Origin of the sequence: uncultured Alteromonas sp., assembly GCF_963976965.1 — a bacterium.
In the GTDB taxonomy this organism is placed as follows: Bacteria; Pseudomonadota; Gammaproteobacteria; order Enterobacterales; family Alteromonadaceae; genus Alteromonas; species Alteromonas naphthalenivorans.
Genome location: NZ_CAXBMP010000018.1, coordinates 11,332 through 30,469, shown reverse-complemented (window position 1 = coordinate 30,469; position 19,138 = coordinate 11,332). Strand labels below are relative to the sequence as shown.

13 protein-coding genes and 1 other RNA gene are annotated in these 19,138 nt (G+C 44.3%); 11 read left to right on the top strand and 3 right to left on the bottom strand.

Annotated features, from left to right (window positions below; translation table 11 throughout):
- Positions 1 to 6: 6 nt before the first annotated feature.
- Entirely contained in the window at positions 7 to 903 is an 897-nt protein-coding gene (locus AAC006_RS13955; protein ID WP_013782978.1) for a ribokinase, read from the bottom strand.
- 21 nt (positions 904 to 924) lie between these two features.
- Positions 925 to 1,106: non-coding RNA, 6S RNA (ssrS, locus tag AAC006_RS13950), on the bottom strand.
- A gap of 394 nt (positions 1,107 to 1,500) precedes the next feature.
- On the opposite strand from ssrS, the gene AAC006_RS13945 reads away from it, so the two are divergent.
- From AAC006_RS13945 to AAC006_RS13915, 7 genes are all read left to right on the top strand, one after another.
- Positions 1,501 to 2,067, top strand: coding sequence for a UPF0149 family protein (locus AAC006_RS13945; protein ID WP_013782979.1), 567 nt, complete (start codon positions 1,501 to 1,503; stop codon positions 2,065 to 2,067).
- 151 nt (positions 2,068 to 2,218) lie between these two features.
- The gene (pepP, locus tag AAC006_RS13940; protein ID WP_013782980.1) at positions 2,219 to 3,577 is read left to right on the top strand and encodes a Xaa-Pro aminopeptidase; all 1,359 of its coding nucleotides are present in this window, start codon (positions 2,219 to 2,221) and stop codon (positions 3,575 to 3,577) included.
- Positions 3,574 to 4,815: an FAD-dependent oxidoreductase gene (locus tag AAC006_RS13935; RefSeq protein WP_013782981.1), complete on the top strand. Its 1,242-nt coding sequence runs from the start codon at positions 3,574 to 3,576 to the stop codon at positions 4,813 to 4,815. The genes pepP and AAC006_RS13935 overlap by 4 nt, the downstream gene beginning before the upstream one ends.
- A gap of 114 nt (positions 4,816 to 4,929) precedes the next feature.
- Positions 4,930 to 6,114, top strand: coding sequence for an FAD-dependent 2-octaprenylphenol hydroxylase (locus AAC006_RS13930; protein WP_013782982.1), 1,185 nt, complete (start codon positions 4,930 to 4,932; stop codon positions 6,112 to 6,114).
- 251 nt (positions 6,115 to 6,365) lie between these two features.
- Positions 6,366 to 8,009, top strand: coding sequence for a M28 family metallopeptidase (locus AAC006_RS13925; RefSeq protein ID WP_208806122.1), 1,644 nt, complete (start codon positions 6,366 to 6,368; stop codon positions 8,007 to 8,009).
- 108 nt (positions 8,010 to 8,117) lie between these two features.
- Positions 8,118 to 8,993, top strand: coding sequence for a DMT family transporter (locus tag AAC006_RS13920; RefSeq protein ID WP_208806090.1), 876 nt, complete (start codon positions 8,118 to 8,120; stop codon positions 8,991 to 8,993).
- A 44-nt stretch (positions 8,994 to 9,037) separates the two neighbouring features.
- Positions 9,038 to 10,336, top strand: a complete 1,299-nt coding sequence (locus AAC006_RS13915) for a Xaa-Pro peptidase family protein (protein ID WP_339891680.1) — start codon at positions 9,038 to 9,040, stop codon at positions 10,334 to 10,336.
- Positions 10,337 to 10,504: 168 nt separating this feature from the next.
- Here the strand turns inward: AAC006_RS13915 and AAC006_RS13910 are convergent, their stop codons facing one another.
- Positions 10,505 to 11,359 carry a LysR family transcriptional regulator gene (locus tag AAC006_RS13910; RefSeq protein WP_208806088.1) on the bottom strand — a complete coding sequence of 285 codons (855 nt, stop codon included), beginning with the start codon at positions 11,357 to 11,359 and terminating at the stop codon, positions 10,505 to 10,507.
- 137 nt (positions 11,360 to 11,496) lie between these two features.
- Here AAC006_RS13910 and gcvT point away from each other — a divergent pair, with 137 nt between their 5' ends.
- The 4 genes from gcvT to AAC006_RS13890 all read left to right on the top strand — a co-directional run bounded on the left by gcvT (position 11,497) and on the right by AAC006_RS13890 (position 18,906).
- Complete coding sequence (gene gcvT / locus AAC006_RS13905) at positions 11,497 to 12,576, top strand: glycine cleavage system aminomethyltransferase GcvT (protein WP_288388498.1); 1,080 nt, start codon at positions 11,497 to 11,499, stop codon at positions 12,574 to 12,576.
- Between the two features lie 26 nt (positions 12,577 to 12,602).
- Positions 12,603 to 12,992, top strand: a complete 390-nt coding sequence (gene gcvH, locus AAC006_RS13900; protein ID WP_208806086.1) for a glycine cleavage system protein GcvH — start codon at positions 12,603 to 12,605, stop codon at positions 12,990 to 12,992.
- A gap of 143 nt (positions 12,993 to 13,135) precedes the next feature.
- A complete protein-coding gene (gene gcvP, locus AAC006_RS13895) occupies positions 13,136 to 16,033 on the top strand; it encodes an aminomethyl-transferring glycine dehydrogenase (RefSeq protein ID WP_339891678.1) in 2,898 nt (965 codons plus the stop codon).
- Between the two features lie 788 nt (positions 16,034 to 16,821).
- Positions 16,822 to 18,906 (top strand): hypothetical protein, encoded by a 2,085-nt coding sequence (locus AAC006_RS13890; protein WP_339891676.1) that lies wholly within the window; start codon positions 16,822 to 16,824, stop codon positions 18,904 to 18,906.
- The last annotated feature ends 232 nt before the right edge of the window (positions 18,907 to 19,138 follow it).

The following is a 19,138-nucleotide window of genomic DNA, read 5'->3' as shown; positions in this document are numbered from 1 at the left end:
CGTTTTTTATTTAGTGTGCTTTGCCAAGAAACGGTCTACTTCTTTCTGCGTAGGAATACTCTGCGCAGCGCCCTCTCGGGTAACCGCAATAGCAGAAGCTGCACAACCTCTAATTAATGCACGTTTCGCATCAGTGTGAGTACTGTAAGCAGATAAAAAGTAACCTATAAAAGTATCGCCAGCGGCGGTGGTATCTACTGCATCAACAGAAAACGCTTCCACTTCTATGGTATCGTTTCCTCTTAACATCATTACACCCGCTTTACCTAGTGTAATAATAACTTCGCAATGAGACCACTGCTCTTTAAATACCGTAAGAATATCGTCTAATTCTTCTTTATCCGTTAATGCTGCTGCTTCCGTCTCGTTTACAATCAGTAAATCGATACAATCTAAAGGAAGGGCTTTAACCGACTCACTCATAGGTGCAGGGTTAAAGGCAACTTTAAGCTGACTTTCTTTTGCCAAGCGAAGTACGTCAGCAATACTGCTGGTTTCGTTTTGGGTAAGTACCCAATCAGAAGACGACGTATCTAACAACGCTTTGTTTACGGTATCGGCAGTAATGGTTTGGTTTGCGCCACCAAATAACACAATAGCATTTTCGCCACTGGGCGTTACTTGAATAATGGCATGACCTGAAGGGGTTTCAGAGCATTTAACACCACGACAATCTACGCCTTTTTTAATTAGCGTTTGTTTGAACGTTGCGTCATTTTCATGAATGCTGCCTACGTGACGAACATCTGCACCGGCTTGCGCTAGGGCAATTGACTGGTTCGCACCTTTACCACCAAGTAATTGTTGGTAGTGAGTAGACGCAAGAGTTTCACCAGGTTGAACGAAGTGATCTACCTGATAAACATGATCGATATTAATAGAGCCAAAATTTATTATTGCCATTTCTTCTTCCGTCGAAAGAGGGCGTCTCCCGAAATGCCGCTGTTCATCGTTCGCCCGTGAACCGAAAGTTCAGGGCGGAAGCATCACTATGGCCGTAGGCTTCTCGATACGAGCCGAGCTTGCACAGTAGCCATGGTTTCAACTTCCTAGTTTAATAGCATCGGCCAGGGACAAGAGTGAACTGGCGAACATTCCAGGAAACATTGTTATTGTATAACGCAACAGGGTATATCAAACGCGGTGTGGGGTGAAGTAGATCACCAAAGCGCCAATGAATTATTTGCGTAGCTAATTTAACCATTACTGATGAGATTCGATAAATCCAATCTTGACCAGTTGGTCAGCAATTATACACGCTATTCACTTAAGCTCAAATTTGCTTCGCTTAAGTGAGGTCTGTTTTACTCATTTACCTTAATCTGCTGCAAAGGAAGTTCCATATCCAGTAACGACGATCATAGAGCAATTGATCCTAGGTTGCCAGTTAAAACCCATAAGACCAGTACTACTTGAATAACATCTGACCAAATCACCAATGGTGTGTTTTATAGCGCTATTTTGCTAATATTAAGTTTCAACGAAAAAGGAAACCTATTTGTGGAAAAACAGCTCGATTACGACAGCGTTAGCAACAAGTTATCGCAACACGGCATAGTGGTAGATGGCGCCGAAGTTCACGGTATTTTATGTGGCATGTTGTGTGGCGGAATGTCGCTAACCGATCAGAAGTGGCTTTCTGCATTAAGTGACACTATTAATCAAGGTGAAAACTTCAACGATGCGACCACTTATCTGTTAAACACATTGTTTAATCAAACGTGTCAGCAGTTACTTGAACCTGAGTTCGCCTTACAGTTAATGCTGCCTGACGATCAAGCCCCTATCAATGACAGAGGCGAAGCGTTAATTAATTGGGTGCACGGCTTTATGTTAGGATTTGGCTTACACCAGCAAGATTTAATGCAATGTTCTGCCGATGTAAAAGAAGCATTAGAAGATTTTGCTGACATCGCCCGTATGGAAGAACCTATGGATGCCGATGAAGAGTCGGAACGCGCCTTATTTGAAGTGATGGAATATGTGAAGATATCCGCTATTTTGTGCTTTAGCGAATTAGGGCAGTCTTTGCTTGATGATCAGCAAGATAAGCCATCTGTTCATTAAATAAATAATCTCAAGCTTGTTGGAACGCGTAAGCAATAAAACGTTGTTCCATAAGGCATGAGTGAAGTGACAAGTAAGGGTAATCTTTCGAATAGCATGATCGTCATTAGATGCATGAGTTTTATAATATTGATGAAGAAAGGCGAATGAGATGATTAGTGCGCAAGAATTTATCGCTCGTCAAGATAGACTGTTAGCGCAATGTTTGCCTAATAGTGTCTGTGTTATTCCGGCAGCAGGTTTAGTGACCCGAAGCCGAGATACTGAATACTTGTTCAGACAAAACAGCGACTTTTGGTATTTAACCGGGTTTGAAGAAGCCGACGCTTGGTTAATTTTATCGAATCATCCACGCTATGGTGAAAGTTATCGTGCCATGGTGTGTTTACCAAAAGATAAAGACGCTGAAATTTGGCAAGGCAGACGTTTAGGCGCAGAAGCGGCACTATCACGCTTCAGCCTAGATGAAGCCTTTGAGCTATCTGAACTAGGCGATGCTTTGCTTGAATCACTTCAAGGCCAAGACCATCTTTATTTCGCCTTAGGTGAAAATGAAGAAGCCGATGCACAGGTGAATAGCGCTGTTGCTACTTTGCGCAATGCACCAAAAGAAGCCTTAGCGCCCAAAACTATTACCGACGTTCGCCCTATTTTGCATGAAATGCGGGTGTTTAAATCGGCCTGTGAAGTGGCCATGATGAAAGCCGCCGCAGAAATTACCGCCCGCGCGCACAAGCGGGCTATGCAATATGCCAAACCTGGCTGCTTCGAATATCAACTGGAAGCGGAATTACATCATGAGTTCGCTATGGCAGGTGCTCGCGCGCCGGCTTACAGCACAATTGTGGGTAGCGGTGAAAATGCCTGTATTTTGCATTACACCGAAAATTCATCGCAAATCCAAGACGGCGATTTAGTACTAATAGACGCAGGCGCTGAATTTCAGGGTTATGCCGCAGACATTACCCGTACTTTCCCCGTAAATGGTAAATTTACTAAGCCACAGCGCGAGATATATGAGTTGGTGTTAAAAGCACAAGAGAGTGTATTGGCCATGCTTGGGCCAGGTATTACCTTAACCGATGCTATGACCCACAGCGCTGAAGTCATCACCGAAGGCTTGGTTGCCCTTGGCGTGTTAAAAGGCTCGGTAGGTGAAAACCTTGACCAAAAAGCATGGCGGCAGTTTTACATGCACGGGCTAGGGCACTTTTTAGGCTTAGATGTGCATGATGTAGGTAACTACAAATTGAACGGCCAAGACCGCTTATTAAAACCCGGCATGGTGCTTACCGTAGAACCGGGTATTTATATTGCTAGCGACAGCGATGTGCCTGAACAATACAAAGGTATTGGGGTGCGTATTGAAGATGATGTTGTGGTGACTGCAACAGGCGTAGACATCCTAACCGCCGATGTACCTAAAACGGTGAAAGACATCGAAGCCCTGATACAGCCAGCTAATAAAGAAAGTAAAAAAGAAAATACAAAAGAAGGTTCTAAAGCGTGAGCCAGCAAGACGTAGTGATTGTAGGTGGCGGCATAGTAGGCTGCGTGTTGGCTAAAGGCCTATCTGAACAAGCGGGCCTTTCGGTGACTTTGGTAGATGCCGCCAGCCCCTCAAATGCAGCTAGCTCTTCCAATGCAAGCAGCTCCTCTAATGAAAGCAACGTCTTTAACCCGTTAACCGATACGCGGGTAATCGCCCTTGCTAGGCGAACAGTCAATGAGTTAAATGCCATGGGCGTAGGGCTAGCTGAGCTAGCAAAACAAAATCAAGGCAAAATTGAACATATTGAAGTAAGCGATAAAGGTGGTATTGGCTTAACGAATTTATCGAGCAGTGAATTTGGTATTAATACCTTTGGGCAAGTAGTGTCGCTAAGTGCGCTTACCCATAATGTGATGTCGCAAAGCAAGCAGTATCAGCACATTGCACCCGCCACGGTCACTCATTTAGCCCGTGAAACCGACAGTACGCTAGTCACGCTTAATAACGGCAGCACCATTAATGCAAAACTTTTGGTGATTGCCGATGGTGGTCGCTCTTCACTTGCTCAGCAAGTAGGGCTAACCCGCCACACTGACGATTACCAGCAAGTGGCTATTATTTTCAATGCCCATACTAGCGAGCCTCATCACAACAAAGCTTACGAGCGTTTTACCAAAAACGGGCCCGTTGCATTTTTACCTTTCGACAGTGAAATTAATGGGCATGTGGCGAAAGGAAAGGGGTTTTCCGTAGTATGGACGGTTGCTCGTGAGCACGCGGAATCACTTATTCAGCTTAGCCCTGAAGCGTTTATTCGGCGGTTACAGCAAGAATTTGGTTACCGGCAGGGGCAAATTACAGCCATCAGTGAATTGGCTAGCTACCCACTAGCATTAAGTTACACCGATGCACTTACCAGCCATCGTGCGGTAGTGGTAGGTAATGCGGCCCAAGCGTTGCACCCAATTGCAGGGCAAGGGTTTAACCTTGGACTTCGCGATATTATTACCTTGGTGAACACGCTTAAAGGCGTGACCGATCCGGGGGAATTTAACGTACTTAATGATTACGCCGCCAAGCGCAGTAAAGACAGAACCGCCACTATTACGTTAACCGACACGTTAGTACGTACGTTTTCGAATAGTCATTTCCCCTTAGTGGCAGCAAGAAATATGGCACTAACTGCATTAAATGTGATACCAAGTGCGAAGCGTGCGTTTGTGCAGCAAACCACAGGATATGGGCGCAGTGTTTAAGCTATAGGGCTGGCAGGAAAAAGTTAGTATCAAAAGCCTAGCACCAAGAAGCTAAAACCAAGAAGCTAAAACCAAGATCTAGAACCCAAAAAAACAGAAAAAAAGAGAGCCGATATGCAACATGCCGATATCGCCATTGTAGGCGGTGGAATAGTAGGGTTAACCCTAGCCGCAGCGCTAAAAGACGCGCCGTGCCGTATCGCTATTATAAATAAAGGCTTGATAGACCAGCCACTAGGCGACAAGCCAGGGGCACGGGTTAGCGCAATTAATCAGGCTAATATTAGCGCGTTGAAAAAAGCCGATGTTTGGCAGCATATCGATGCAAGCAGAGCTAACCCGTACAATGCCATGCACGTGTGGGATAAAGACAGCTTTGGTGATATTCACTTTGCAGGTAACGATACTGGGGGTGAACTAGAAAGCGATACCTTGGGCGTTATTATCGAAAATCTTGCTTTAGTTAATGGCCTAGCCCATTCGGTACTAAAGCAAGATAACGTTGTGGTAATTGATACCACCATAGAGCGTGTATTAAGTAGCTCTCAGCAAAACATGCTAATGCTAGAAAACGGCGATGCGCTGTCGTGCAGATTATTAGTGGGCGCCGACGGTGCTAATTCCTTCGTGCGCAAACAAGCTAATTTTCCTATTACGTTTCGCGATTACGAACACACCGCCATTGTTGCAAACATTCGTACCCAACAACCTCATGAAAACGTAGCGCGCCAAGCATTCACGCCAACAGGGCCATTAGCGTTATTGCCTATGCGCGACCCCAATGTATGCTCTATTGTATGGTCGCAAACCCCAGATGCTGCTAAAACCTTACAAGGGTATTCCGATAGCGAATTTTGTAATGCGCTAGTAGCGGCAAGCAACAATGCATTAGGCCCAGTATCGCTTGAAACCTCTAGAACCGCATTTCCGCTAACGATGCGTTATGCCCGAGAATGGGCAAAAGACGGCATAGTGCTGGTGGGCGATGCTGCCCACACTATTCATCCATTGGCGGGGCAGGGGGCCAACTTAGGTATGCAAGACGCATTAGCCTTGGCTGCATTACTCGGCACCTTGTTAGAGGAACAAAAAGACATAGGCCAGCTTCGTTACCTGCGCCCTTACGAGCGAGCGCGTAAAACCGAGGCAATGAAGATGATTGCCGCGATGGACGGGTTTAAATTTTTATTCGATGGCAACGACCCGCTTAAGAAGCTAATTAGAGGTGTAGGCTTAGCCGCTACCGATAAACTTAGCGCGGTTAAACAGGCTTTTGTCAACCACGCAATGGGGCTTTAAACACATTCAGGCACAACCGATCACATTTTCAGTCACGTTATCAGCCACATTCAAGCCGCATACAAAAGCAGCCAAATACGCCCAAATGCATACCAACGATTGAGCTAGGCGCTGTATAACGATACTCTTAAGGTATCTGTTTTATACAAGCGCCTAAATTAATGATAATTCGTCAATTTATCCAGAAAGTTTGTTTTACTTCTTCGTTTACTGTTCGCACCTCTTCACTTACTACCAGTAAGTCTGGGCTAATGGCTTTTGCCTTATTGGCGCTAGCCAGTATAGGATCAGCCAGTGTAGCGCTACCCGCGTTAGCGCAGGCAGATACGCCTTCAACGCTTGCCATCAGCGACAGCGACTTAGACTTATATCGTACTCATGTTAGTACGTTAGCAAGCGACAAGTTTGAAGGCCGCGGGCCCTTGTCAGCAGGCGAAACCCTTACCGTTAATTATTTAGTGGAAGCCTACAAAGCCCTTGGTTTAAAACCGGCTTTTGGCGATAGCTACACCCAGCCTGTGCCCTTGGCAAAAATTACCCCTTCAAGTGATATGGCCTTAACCTTAGGCCAGCACACCTTTGCTGGTGGCAGTGCATTCACCGCTAGAACTCAACGAATTGTGAAAGACATCACATTAAAAAATAGCGATGTCATTTTTGTGGGCTACGGCATTAATGCGCCTGAATATAATTGGAATGACTACGCTGGGTTAGATGTGAAAGGCAAAACAGTGGTTATGCTGGTGAACGACCCTGGCTTTGCGTCAAAAGACCCTGACTTATTCCAAGGCAATGCCATGACCTACTATGGCCGCTGGACTTACAAGTACGAAGAAGCCGCCCGTCAAGGCGCTGAAGCCGTATTTATTGTTCACGAAACCATGCCTGCTGGTTATGGCTGGGGTGTGGTTGAAAACTCTAACTCAAATACCAAATTCACCTTAGTAGATAACAATAAAAACTTATCTCAAGTTGGCGTAATGGGGTGGTTACATCTTAATACGGCACGTACGGTGTTCGAACAAGCTGGGCTAGATTACGCCGCACTTAAAGAACAAGCATCAACGCCAGGGTTCAAACCTATTCCTATGAAAGTGAAAGCCTCGTTGACCTTTTCAAATACCATCACCCATGCTCAGTCGCTGAACGTAGCCGCCATATTGCCCGGCGCATCGGCCGCAGACGAGTGGGTAATGTTGCATGCCCATTGGGATCACTTAGGGAAAAGTGAGAAAAACGGTAAAACCGTGATTTATAATGGCGCGGTAGATAATGCCTCGGGCGTGGCCGGAGTGCTAACCCTAGCCAATAACTTGGTAGCACAAAGCGAGCAAACACCGTTTGAACGTACCCTAATGTTCAGTGCATTTACTGCCGAAGAAACCGGCTTACTGGGCGCCGATCACTTTGCCAAAAATCCGCCTATTCCAACCGCTAATATGGTGGCGTTTTTAAATATAGACGGCATGAACGTAAATAACGCGGTAGATTATATTTTGCAGTATGGCGAAGGGTACTCTTCACTTGAAGATGATTTAAGTGCTACTGCCGCAGCGCAAGGGCGCTCGGTGAAGCTCGATCCGCGCCCACAAAATGGGTTGTTCTTTCGCTCTGATCATTTCGCGCTTGCTCGCCAAGGCGTGCCTTCATTATTGTTTATGAGCTTAGGCGATACCGACCCTAATTTTATAGCCAAACGCTATCACAAGGCCGACGACGATTACCTACCAAGCTGGACATTGGGCGGCGTACAGCAAGACTTAGCCTTAATTGGCACTATGATGTCTAATTTAGCAAACGGCGAGCAATGGCCGGTTTGGAAGCGCGATTCTGATTTTAAGAAAAAGCGTGCGCTGGATACCGCCGCGCCCAAAGCATTAGATGCACCACAATAAGCGCTAGCTCGGTAAGTAGCTCGGTAAGTAGTTCGGTATGTGACATGCACAGGTATATCGGGTACCGCCTGTAACACGAAGTTAGCAACAAAAAGCGAATCTATATCGATGAACTGGGTATTTTACACCCTAGGCGCGGTAGTCTTACAAACTGTTCGTAATGCCCTGCAAAGCAAACTTAGCACCCACGTAGATACCGTGGGTGTAACGCTTTCTCGATTTCTATTCGCGCCGCCTATAGCGCTTATTTACGTGGTGGCGCTGCATACTACATCGCCACAGCAGATACCTAGTTTTAGCCACCATTTTATTATCATGGTGTTGCTGGCTTCGGTGCTGCAAATAGCTGCCACGGCATTCATGGTTATGCTATTTAAACAAAAGAATTTTGCCATAGGAGCCGGGCTAGCCAAAAGCGAAGCGCTGGTAGCCGCTGTGTTGGGCATGCTTTTCTTTGGTAGCTATTTAACCGTGCTTGGCTGGATAGGTATTGCCGTAGGAGCTGTGGCTGTATTTGTACTAAGCAGCGGGAATAGAGCAAAAGGCTTAAGCTTAAAAACCCTAGTAATAGGTATAGCTTGCGGTACGTGTTTCGCGCTTACGTCGTTATTCGTAAGAGAGGCTAGTCATATGCTTGCTATGCCATTTGTTCACGGGGCTGCATGGGTACTTCTATGGGTGCTATGTACACAAGCAATAGGGTTAAGTGTATATATATTATTTACTAACCCGAATGTTTTCAGGCAGCTGTTTGAACGATTCACCCATACGTTGGTTATCAGCACGGTAAGCTGTTTAGGCTCTATATGCTGGTTTACAGCCATGGCACTTCAACATGTGGCCTTAGTAAAAACACTGGGGCAACTAGAAGTGCTATTAACCTTATTGTTAGCGCACTATTGGCTTAAACATAAAGTGACTGTTCAGGAAATAGCAGGCTTGTTCTTAATTGCGATTGCCGCAGTACTTGTTATGTGGGCGTAGGCAAAGCCAAAGCCTTCACCACTATTATTACTAAAGGAATGATAATGAAAAAACGCGATTTTCTTAAACTTTCAGGCGCGGCAGCATTAGCCCCTTTGGCGTTAACGCCACTAACCAGCCTGGCAGCAGCTAATGCAACAGCCAGCGCTAAAAACAGTTCATTATCGTTACAACCTATTACTTCTGGTATTTCGCCCATTACCAATGCCGAGCGTGAAGCGCGTATTAAAAAAGCGCAGTCGTTAATGGCGCAGCATAATATGGCGGCCATGATCATAGAGCCGGGCGCGGCCATGGATTATTTCTCGGGTATTCAGTGGTGGCGCAGCGAGCGCTTAACGGCATTAGTCATTCCGCAAAAAGGTGAGGTAGCCGTGGTTACTCCCTTCTTTGAACAACCCAGTGTGTTAGAAAGTTTAAAAGTGGGCGACGACGTACGTGTATGGCAAGAACACGAAAGCCCGTTCGATGTGGTCGCCAACATATTAAAATCTCGCGGCATCGAAAAAGGCAATATTGGCTTTGAAAGCAGCGTTCGCTATTTTGTGGTAACAGGCGTAACCAAGGTACTGCCAAACATGAATATTGTGGCCGCCGAGCCGGTTACCCGTGGCTGTAGAATGTATAAAACGGCGGCTGAACTTACCCTTATGCATAAAGCCAACGAAGTTACCCTTCGTGCTTACGAGTATGTATTCAGCAAGCTTGAAATTGGCATGAGCCAAGCCCAAGTGAAAAGTTTAATGAATAGCGCACAGCAACAATTGGGCGGTAGCGGCGCATGGTGCTTGGCATTGTTCAACGACGCCAGTGCGTACCCGCACGGCACCAATGCCAAACAAACCATTAGTGAAGGCTCGGTAATATTGTTAGACAGCGGCTGCAGCGTACATGGGTATCAGTCGGACATTAGCCGTACATTGGTATTTGGTAAAGCATCACAGCAGGTGGTAGATGTTTGGAATACCGTGCGTGAAGGCCAAAACGTAGCGTTTTCTGCGGCTAAAATTGGTACGCCAGCAGGCAAAGTAGATGATGCGGTTCGCAAATATTATGTTACCCAAGGCTACGACAAAGACTACGCGTTGCCAGGCTTAAGCCACCGTACAGGCCACGGCATTGGTATGGAAGGCCACGAAAGCGTGAACTTTGTGCGCGGCGAAACCACACCACTTAACAAAGGCATGTGCTTTTCAAATGAACCCGGCTTATACATACCAGGCAAATTCGGTGTGCGCCTAGAAGACTGTTTATACATGACCGACAAAGCGCCGGTTTACTTTACCGAACCACCAGAAAGTATTGAGAAACCCTTGGGTAAGTTGGTGCCTTTAAGAGCGTAAAGCAAGGTGACGGTGGGCTAGTTTCTGGCATGTGGCCTGGTATTCAGCAGTTATCTAGTAGCTATCTCGTAGCTATCTCGTAGCTAACGCCTAACAGTGCGTCGGCTTTTAAACGCCAATATCTGCGGTTTTCAAAAGTATGAAAGCCGCGGCGTTTAGCGTTAGCGCTTATGCACTGTCTTTGAGTCGCGAGGTTATAAACTCCGCCAACGTTTTACTAATAACCGGGTGTTGGGTGTCTTGGTTGAATAGGCAAATATTTACTCTGCCTAGTTTAGGGAGTTTGGGGTGGTTAAGGGGTGATAAGTTTTGCGGCAAACTAGAGCGGGCAAGGGCGGTAATGCCTAAGCCTTGTTGAATAGCCGCCACCAAGCCGCCTAAATCGGCGTTGGTATAGGTAATTTTCCACGCAAAGGTTTGCTGTTTTAATTGCTCTATTACCCGGCTTCGGTACATGCAGCCATCAGGGGCAAGCACCAACGGAATACTGTCGCCTACAAATGGGCGGGTGGCATCACCTACCCATACTACTTCATCTTCAAGTACCACTTCCCCTTCGGTATCTTCACTAGGGTTTACCAGCGCTAAAATTAAATCGAAATGATCGCGTTGGCTGGGGTGCAGTAAATCGCGGCTAAGTGATGATGTTACCTCTAGCGACACATCAGGGTAGCGCTTTGAAAATTCACCAATAAGCCCAGGCAGTAAGGTTGATGCAAATTCGTTGGGAATACCCAAACGCAAACGGCCACTTAACGGCGCAGGAATTAGGCTTCTAAATATGTTGTCGTTAAGCTCTAGTAGTTCCTTGGCTTTAGGGTAAAGCCAATTGCCATCGGCGCTAGGTAAGTGCCGTTGACCTACTTTGGTAAACAGCTTTCGCTCTAGCTGGGATTCTAGTTTTTTTATTTGCAAACTAATAGCAGGCTGAGAACGGCCCACAAATTCACCGGCTTTGGCATAGCCGCCAAGCTCTATAACACTCACAAAAGTGCGCAAATTATCTAGCGATAGCTGCTTCATTAAGATTTGAATTCCTGATGTAGTAAATCGTATACATTACCTTTATAAATGTATTGATAAGAATTTTCAATTTGTTGCGCCTTATTTCACTCACTATACTCGGTGGTGTTTTCTACCCTTACCTAAGAGAAAGTGGAATGTCTAACACCACCGCCCTACATGCCAAGCACCTAGAATCTGGTGCCAAAATGGTTGATTTCTTTGGCTGGGATATGCCAATTAACTATGGTTCTCAAATAGAAGAGCATCACGCAGTTCGCCAAGATGCAGGCATGTTCGACGTGTCGCACATGACCATTGTTGATGTAAAAGGCACACAAGCCAAAGCATACCTTCAACACCTTCTTGCCAACGACGTGGCCAAACTTCAAGTAAAAGGCAAAGCGCTATACAGCGGCATGCTTAATGAAGAAGGCGGCGTGGTAGACGATTTAATCGTGTATTACTTCGATGAAACTAACTATCGCCTAGTAGTAAATTCAGCCACACGCGAAAAAGACATGAACTGGCTTAATAGCAACGCCGAAGGTTTCGACGTATCTATTACCGAACGCCCAGAATTCGCCATGATTGCCGTGCAAGGCCCTAACGCCAAAGAAAAAGCCGCAACGCTTTTCAGCGCCGCGCAAAAAGAAGCGGTTGCAGGCATGAAGCCATTCTTTGGCGTACAAGCTGAAGATTTATTTATTGCTACTACGGGTTACACCGGTGAAGCAGGCTACGAAATTATGGTGCCTACTAGTGAAGCCGCTGGCTTCTGGCAAGACTTGCTAGACGCAGGCGTTAAGCCTTGCGGTTTAGGTGCTCGTGACACCCTTCGTTTAGAAGCAGGCATGAACTTGTACGGCCAAGATATGGATGAAACCGTATCGCCACTAGCCGCTAACATGGGCTGGACCATTACGTGGGAACCAAGCGACCGTAATTTTGTTGGCCGCAGCGCACTAGAAGCACAGCGTGAAGCCGGTACCGACAAGTTAGTTGGCTTAGTGATGACAGATAAAGGCGTGTTGCGCCACGGTCAAAAAATTAGAACCGAAAGCGGCGAAGGCATTATTACCTCGGGTACATTTTCACCTACATTAGGCCACTCTGTTGCGTTAGCACGAGTACCTTCAGATGTTGGCGAAACTGTTGAGGTGGAAATGCGCAAAAAGTGGGTTACAGTAAAAGTGGTTAAGCCCTCCTTTGTTCGCAACGGAAAAAGTGTTTTATAAGTTAACAGAGAATAACAGGAACGATTATGAGCAACATTCCAACAGATTTACGTTACGCATCTACCCACGAATGGGTTCGTCCAGACGGCGACGGTGTTTTCACAGTAGGTATTTCTGAGCACGCTCAAGGCTTGCTTGGCGATATGGTATTTGTAGAACTGCCAGACGTTGGCGATACAGTAAGTACTGGCGACGATATCGCTGTTGCTGAATCGGTAAAAGCGGCTTCAGACGTTTACGCGCCTATTAGCGGCGAAGTCGTTGGCGTTAATGAAGACCTAGAAGATTCACCAGAGCTTGTAAACTCAGACCCTTACGGCGATGGCTGGTTATTCAAAATTAAAGCAGATGATGCCGAAGAAGTTGAAGGCTTGTTAGACGCTGAAGGTTATGAAAACAGCATTGACGAAGAATAATTCGTTAGTTGCTTCTAAACCGGAGCGTAGTAACCAGTAATAATTAAAAAGGGGCTTCTAATTGGCCCCTTTTTATCTTTACGTTTTTATTTGTGTTTTATCCTGCCTTTCGGGGCAATACATTGCGAGTGCTTAACAACGTTATGTCGAATACTTCCCCTACATTAGCTCAACTAGAGCAAAAAGACGCATTCATTCGCCGCCACGTAGGCCCAGGCGAAGAAGAAATTCAACAAATGCTGTCGGCCATTGACGCAACATCGTTAGACGATTTAATTGCGCAAACCGTACCGGCTGGCATAGCGCTACCCGAGCCGTTAAAAGTAGGCGAAGGGGCAACCGAAGTAGATGCACTAGCCGCATTAAAAGCAGTTGCTGGCAAAAACGTAGTGAACCGGTCTTTCATTGGTATGGGCTATTACGACACCCACGTACCTAACGTTATTTTGCGCAATGTATTGGAAAACCCAGGTTGGTACACCGCCTACACCCCGTATCAGCCAGAAATTGCCCAAGGCCGTTTAGAAGCCATTCTTAACTTCCAACAGTTAACCATCGATTTAACCGGCTTAGAGCTAGCGTCTGCTTCATTACTTGATGAAGGCACCGCCGCCGCTGAAGCCATGGCGTTAGCTAAGCGTGTATCTAAAAACAAAAAAGCCAGCAGTTACTTTATTGCTGATGACGTACACCCACAAACACACGACGTTGTAGCCACACGCGCTGAAATGTTTGGTTTTGGTATTATTACCGGCCCTGCAAGCGAAGCTGCCGATCACGATGTATTTGGTGCGTTACTGCAATACCCAAGCACTACCGGTGAAGTAACCGACATTTCAGACATTATTGCCGCGGTACAAGCCAAAAAAGGCATAGTGGCAGTAGCCGCCGACCTAATTAGTTTGGTGTTATTAAAATCGCCCGGTGAACTAGGCGCAGACGTTGCCTTAGGCAGCGCACAGCGCTTTGGTGTACCAATGGGCTACGGCGGTCCACATGCTGCCTTCTTCGCAACACGCGACAGCTACAAGCGTTCATTGCCTGGCCGTATTATTGGCGTAAGTAAAGATACTCGCGGCCGCCCAGCACTACGTATGGCATTGCAAACTCGCGAGCAACATATTCGCCGCGAAAAAGCCAACTCGAACATTTGTACCGCGCAAGTATTGCTAGCTAACATGGCCAGCTTTTATGCCGTATACCACGGCCCTAAAGGCTTAAAAACCATTGCTCAGCGCATACACCGCTTAACCAATATTTTAGCGACAGGGCTAACAAACAAGGGTGTAGCCCTTAAACACAGCACCTACTTCGATACCCTAACCGTATTGGTAGATAACAAAGACGCTGTACTAAACAAAGGCTACGAACACGGCCTAAACCTACGTGCCGATTTAGAAGGCGCAGTAGGGGTTTCAATTGATGAAACCACTACCCGTGAAGACATTGCTACCTTGTTTAACGTTATTCTAGGCAGCGACCACGGCCTAAGCGTAGAAGCACTAGATGCCGATGTAACCACGCAGCCAGCTAGCGCCATTCCAGAAAACTTATTACGCACTAGCGATATTCTTACGCACGAAGTGTTTAACCAGTACCATTCAGAAACTGAAATGCTGCGTTATATTAAAAGCCTAGAGAATAAAGATTTAGCCTTGAACCACTCAATGATTTCATTGGGTTCGTGCACCATGAAGCTAAACGCTACCGCGGAAATGATCCCCGTTACGTGGGCAGAGTTCGGCCAAATTCACCCGTTTGCACCACTGAATCAAGCAGAAGGCTATCAAGAAATGATTGCCGAGCTAGCCGAGTGGTTAATTAACGTAACGGGGTACGACAACCTTTCTATGCAACCTAACTCAGGTGCACAAGGTGAATACGCAGGCTTGTTGGCCATTCAGCGTTACCACGAAAGCCGCGGTGAAGGGCACAGAAACGTATGCTTAATTCCAAGTTCAGCACACGGCACTAACCCAGCTTCGGCACAAATGGTTAGCCTAAACGTAGTGGTAGTGAAGTGTGACAACAACGGTAACGTAGATTTAGACGACCTTCGCAAGAAAGCCGAAGAAGTGGGCGATAATTTATCGTGCGCTATGATCACTTACCCATCTACCCACGGCGTGTACGAAGAAACTATTCGTGAAATGTGTGAAATTGTGCACCAGTACGGCGGCCAAGTGTATATGGATGGCGCGAACATGAACGCGCAGGTGGGCATTACGTCACCTGGTTATATTGGCTCAGACGTATCGCACTTAAACTTACACAAAACCTTCTGTATTCCACACGGTGGTGGCGGCCCAGGAATGGGGCCAATTGGTGTTAAGTCGCACCTAGCGCCTTTCTTACCAAACCACACGGTAGTGAATATTGAAACAGCAGGTAAAGACTGCGGTGCGGTTTCAGCAGCACCATGGGGCAGTGCGTCTATTCTGCCAATAAGCTACATGTACATTAAGATGATGGGCTCGGCTGGCCTACGTAAGGCAACCGAAGTAGCCATACTTAACGCCAACTATGTAGCCAAGGCGTTAGAAGGGCACTACAACGTATTGTACAAAGGCCGAAACGGCCGCGTAGCCCACGAATGTATTATTGACCTGCGCCCATTAAAAGAAGCCAGCGGTGTAACCGAAGTAGACATAGCAAAACGCTTAAACGACTACGGTTTCCACGCGCCAACCATGAGCTTCCCAGTAGCGGGCACGCTAATGATTGAGCCGACTGAATCGGAAGCGAAGTACGAGCTAGATCGCTTCGTAAACGCCATGATAAGCATTCGCCAAGAAGTGGCGAAAGTAGAAAGCGGCGAGTGGGATGCTACCGACAACCCGTTACATAATGCACCACATACCCTAGCCGATATTTGTGACAGCGACTGGAACCGCAGCTACGACCGCAACCTAGCGGCGTATCCAGTACCAGAAGTACACAGAAACAAATTCTGGCCGTCGGTTAACCGCATTGATGATGTGTTTGGGGACCGTAATTTGATTTGTTCTTGCCCTAGTATAGAGAGTTATATTGACGGGTAGGGTGTTTTTGAGCTAGCAGCGTTGCTGTTAGTGCTGAGTTATTTGAAAGGCGAGCCATTTGGCTCGCTTTTTTGTGCCAGTTTATACCTTTGAGTGCTAGCGTTTTGTCGACTGCTGTGCACGTAAAGCGGTCCTTATATAAAAAAGAATCTAAAGCTTATACTACAAAGAATCGTCATTGTGGCGAAGTTCACCACCTCGCAGGAAATAAGCGATTTCAAATTTAACATTCATTCAGCATTATTGCACCGCAAAAAGTTGTGGAAATAATCATCGAAAAAATAGTAAGCTTATGATAATAAATAAGTATCAAGTCGAAATTGAATTAAGCAATGTCGTAGTCACTTTGCTGTGTTCATAGAGAAACTGTTAGGCGGCACACGTTTTTCCAGCTCTACATGATTTGAAAGTAAAGCTTTCGCTTAAGACTTTGAAAGCGGATCCATATTTCGTGTGAAAGCGTTCATGAGTAGAGGTTATTTAATTATTGAAAACAACGACATATTTCAAATTTTTTACTTCGTGCGTGGCTGTAAAATTAAATAAACCAAATAAAAAGTCGTAAAGACGACTATCAGGACTTCAAGAAGAGGCCAGTTTATGACTCGTTTATTTAGCGCTGAAAGAATGCAGTTTCAAGTTTAAATGATGCCACAACTACGACTAGCATCTAATGAGTGTGTGATGCCGCTTCGCTGTTAAAAAATAGTTATGCTATTGCTCACCATACACTAAACAACAAGTTTCCGAGCTACCCCTAATTTTCGCTTTAATAATTCAAGAGATTTATGATGGAACAAGAACAACAAAATTTATCTGATACTTTTCTTACTATGACGGATTCTCTGAGTAAGTATCGTAGAGCACAGTTGAAGGACGGTGACGGAAACAATCTGATCGAAGAGCTATATGTTGATCCGTTAGAAAAAGATTTGATTTTGAAATCAATGTTAAAAGACAACACAACCCTGCTGATAGGTAGAAAAGGCACAGGGAAGTCGACAATCATAAATCGCTTTCAGCATGAAATTAGAAAATCAGATGATCGATTGTCTTTATATATTGACGTTAAAGCTTTATTTGAGCAAACTAAGAAATCATACTTTAATATTCAGCCAAGTGATATTGCTCTTTCTCCCGAAAATTTAGATCGACTTAGCCTATATGTTTATTTTATCGAAAAAATCATTGATGAAATTAAGGAAGAGATTAAAACTAGTGTCTTTAAGTCCCAAGTAAAATCTTTTTTTTCAAAAGATGGGGTTACTGAAAGAAGTTTTAATAAAAAGCTAGATCAGCTTTTCAAAGAGGTGAAAAAACCTTTATTTATCGATTCAACTGCATCTGAACAAGTTCTAAATAGTGACTCTGATAAGGAAGTTAAGGGTAAAGAAAATAAATTCTCTTTTGGGTTTAGTGATAAAGGTTCATCATTAAATGGTGAAGTTAAAGATTCTTTTCTAAATGAAAATTTAAATTCGAAACAATTTACCAAAGTATTGACTCGATTTTTCAACATTATCGGCTTTATGAATAATTTAAAAAAGTTATTGAAAAGTGCAAAGATTGAGAGAGTTTTTATTTGCTTGGACGATATGTCTGAAATAGATAAAGACTCAATGGAAGTGTTTACAGACTTTATTGTTGGCCCATTAAATAATCTTTCTGATGAATTTTTTAAATTTAAAATTTCGCTGTATCCAGGTAGGGATTATCTCCCATCAATTGATAGGCAAAAAGTAAAAACATTTCCGTTAGACTATTATGATTTATATTCTATTGGTAACGTAGACAAAGTTGAAGAGTCAGCAGTTAAATACACCAAGCGTCTACTTGAAAAAAGGTTTAATTATTACTTTAAAGGTGTCAGTATTGGCAGTTTTTTCGATCTTAGCCAGGTTGAATCAATCAATGATTACTATAAGATAATATTTCAAATGAGTTCTAATGTTCCAAGGATTATAGGGAAAATTTTAGAAATATCTTTACAGAAAACAAATAGTCTTGAGCGCAAAATAAATAAAAAAGTGCTCCAAGAGTCTGCTAGACAACATTATAAAAATGACATTGAGTATGTGTTAACAAAGAGTGAATATATCGAATATAAAAGTTACGATGAGGCATTCGAAAAATTTCACTTATTAGAGTTGCTTAATTTGATTATTGTAAAGGCTGTAAGCAATAAAAAGCATATAGGTAGTTCAACTGCAAAAGTTTTTTCACAATATACAACTAATACTGCGCCTTCAAATTATCTATATGTAACAGAGGCAACAGAATCAATATTAAAGACTTTAGAATTTAATTTCTTCATAACTAAATTTTCACAACAAAAAGATAGAGAGGGGGAAAATATTAGTGTTTTTTCTTTGAATTATGGATTGTGTGTTGAAAATGATATTATATTTGATGAAAAAAGCGATAGAAAATTTCGTGTTGAGCGTGTATTTGATTTTAATCGGCTCGTCTCTGATTGGATGAGTAATTCGCAAGAGCTTGTCTGCTTAAGCTGTAATGAGCAATATGATATATCGAAAAAACAAATATTCATCGATCACAAAATCGCCTGTCAAATATGTCAGGGGGTCGTAGCATTAAGGTCAATTATCGATGATTCTCAGAAAGAAAAAATTGAAAATAATATTAAGATACCGATGAAAGAATATGAAATATTAAATGCTTTGAAAAACAAAGGTGCATTAACTGCAACAGATTTGGGCGACGAGTTAGATAGAGCATATCAATCAATAAATCACAGCATAGGTAAAAATAGTAAAATTAAAAATTATGATTTTATTGTGCGAGAAATTATTTCAAATCAACCGCGTTTTTCTCTGTCTAAAAGCGGACAAGAGTATTTAGATAGTAAATAGAAAGATAACAGATGATTAAAAAAATAGTAGGCTTTTGCTTCGTAGTTATAGTCACCATTTGTCTTTCGCTTAACAAATCGTGACCGTTGGCTTCTTGTCTGAAGCCTGAAGCCAGAAAGTCGCAAATTAGTTTATTGGATACACCATATTATCACTGCGTTTCTAGCTGTGTACGCCGCGCATTCTTATGCGCTGAACAGGACGGCAAGAGCTTTGAGCAACGTCGCCAATG